The sequence below is a fragment of the Lelliottia sp. GFLA7 genome (assembly GCF_056490165.1).
In genome coordinates this window covers 1-477 of record NZ_JBWLAQ010000043.1, presented here as the reverse complement: position 1 = coordinate 477, position 477 = coordinate 1, and the positions used below count along the sequence as shown (strand labels likewise).

At 66.0% G+C, this 477-nt stretch carries 1 protein-coding gene; it reads left to right on the top strand.

Going from position 1 to position 477, the window contains the following annotated elements:
• Positions 1-477 (top strand): phosphopantetheine-binding protein (locus AC07RN_RS21045; protein ID WP_478337227.1); only part of this gene is annotated, 477 nt, incomplete at both ends.

Below are 477 nucleotides of genomic sequence, written 5' to 3'. Positions count from 1 at the left end.
CGCTTCGACCATCAAATCCAACTTCGAGGGATGCGCGTCGAACTCGGCGAGATCGAAGCGGTGCTCGCCCTCCACCCCGACGTCGACACTGCGGTGGCCGCCGTGCATGAGGGAGTCGTCGTTGCGTACGTTCACGGGGCTGAATCGATCGACACCGAGCAGTTGCGTCGGTACGCGATGGATCGCCTGCCACGCCACACGGTGCCGAGCCTTGTCCAGGTGCTCGACCGTGTCCCGCTGACTGTAGCCGGAAAGATCGACCGGTCGGCGTTGCCGTCACCGATCGTCGCGTCGGCGGACTCGGTCTTCAGAGGCGCGACCGAGGAGATCATCGGCGGCGTGCTGGGAGACGTCCTCGCGGTCGAGGGCGTGGGACGTGACACCGACTTCTTCGCACACGGTGGAGACTCGCTCTCTGCGACCAGGTTCGCCTCGAGGATCGGCGTGGCCCTCGGTGTGCAGGTCGACGTCCGAGAC